The following is a 1,236-nucleotide window of genomic DNA, read 5'->3' as shown; positions in this document are numbered from 1 at the left end:
TACCACAGCTCGAACAAGACGACCGACGAGAGCGCGAGATAATCCCCGGACGCTCCGGCCTCCCGGTACCGTTCCCGCACGCCGACGGGCTTGTTCCGCAGCAGCGCGACCACGGCGTTGGTGTCCAGAAGGTAGTTCACCCGAAGAAGTCCTCCCCGGCGGGCGTCGGCGGCTGGTTCCTGCCGTCATCGAACAACGGCACATCCACGAAGCGGTCCAGCTCGGCGAACCAGGCATCGACGTCGGACGCGATCGGCTCCAGCAGCACGCCGTCTCCCACATGCCGGACACGCACCCGGTCGCCGGGCAGCCGGAACTCCTTCGGGAGCCGCACCGCCTGGCTCCGGCCGTGTGTGAAGAGCCTCGCGATCGCCGTGTCCGCCATAACGCCTCCCGCAGATGGTAGCTATCAATAGTAGCTACCAAGGGCCCACTGCCGACTCGGTCAGATAGCGGTAGTGCGGGCACGCTGTGACATGAGGCAGTGGTGCTGGCGGCGGTGAACGTCAAGCTCCGCAATGACGGGACCTGCGTCACCTGTCGTTCCCGCGATGGTCGGTGGACCTGACGTACCAGGACACGAACCCTTCGATCATGGTGGCGGGCCCTGAGGTCGCCATCCGTCCGGTCGCCACGCAGACCCCGACCAGGGGCGATGCCCAGTGATCAGCGTGACGGAAAGATCATCTCGCTGGCCAGGAAGGCGGCCTCGTCGACGTCCCGGACGAACGTCGCCGCCGCGACCGCGGCTTCGAACATGTCGACGAGGCAGAGCTCGTCACGCCGCATAGAGGACCCGGGCCTCCGCGAGCACCCGGTCGCGGATGACCCACTTCAGCCGGGCCTTGGGTACCAGGTCGACGCGGCGTCCGATGATCTTTTCGAGATCATCTCGGAGATCGACGATCTCGAAACCGAGCTTTGAGCCGGGCTCCAGCACATACATCGGGTCGACATCCGCATCGTCGGTGTCGTCACCGCGAGCCACCGAGCCGAAGACGGACAGCTCGGCGACGCCGTAACGCCGGCACACCTCAGCGATCCGGCTGTCACGAAGATCGACGGCCACATCCCTATTATCGCCAGAGACGGTCACGACCACGCGGCGCAGGGTCCGCCCCACGTGACACTGGTGTCACCTCGTCCGAGTCCGAGTCCGAGTCCGGGTCCTGACAAGGGACTGCTCGCCCTTACCCCCTGGGGCTTCGGCAGTCCCGGCGAATCACCTCTGCGAGC

General features: G+C 66.2%; 3 protein-coding genes. All 3 read right to left on the bottom strand.

From position 1 onward, the window contains the following. Positions 1–136 precede the first annotated feature (136 nt). Positions 137–385: an antitoxin gene (locus tag NBW84_RS16570; RefSeq protein WP_445548509.1), complete on the bottom strand. Its 249-nt coding sequence runs from the start codon at positions 383–385 to the stop codon at positions 137–139. Positions 386–666: 281 nt separating this feature from the next. Next, positions 667–789: a hypothetical protein gene (locus NBW84_RS24420; RefSeq protein WP_445548510.1), complete on the bottom strand. Its 123-nt coding sequence runs from the start codon at positions 787–789 to the stop codon at positions 667–669. Further along, positions 779–1,069 (bottom strand): nucleotidyltransferase domain-containing protein, encoded by a 291-nt coding sequence (locus NBW84_RS16565; RefSeq protein ID WP_250285644.1) that lies wholly within the window; start codon positions 1,067–1,069, stop codon positions 779–781. Before NBW84_RS16565 ends, NBW84_RS24420 begins: the two co-directional genes overlap by 11 nt. Positions 1,070–1,236: the final 167 nt, after the last annotated feature.

It is taken from the genome of Protofrankia sp. CiP1_Cm_nod2, assembly GCF_920664355.1.
GTDB lineage: Bacteria > Actinomycetota > Actinomycetes > Frankiales > Frankiaceae > Protofrankia.
Note: the sequence above shows the minus strand (reverse complement) of the source record. Positions and strands in the feature narration are given on the sequence as shown.

Coding starts and splice junctions, on each gene's coding strand:
- NBW84_RS16570 (WP_445548509.1), bottom strand. CDS start 385: ATGGCGGACACGGCGATCGCGAGGCTCTTCACACACGGCCGGAGCCAG.
- NBW84_RS24420 (WP_445548510.1), bottom strand. CDS start 789: ATGCGGCGTGACGAGCTCTGCCTCGTCGACATGTTCGAAGCCGCGGTC.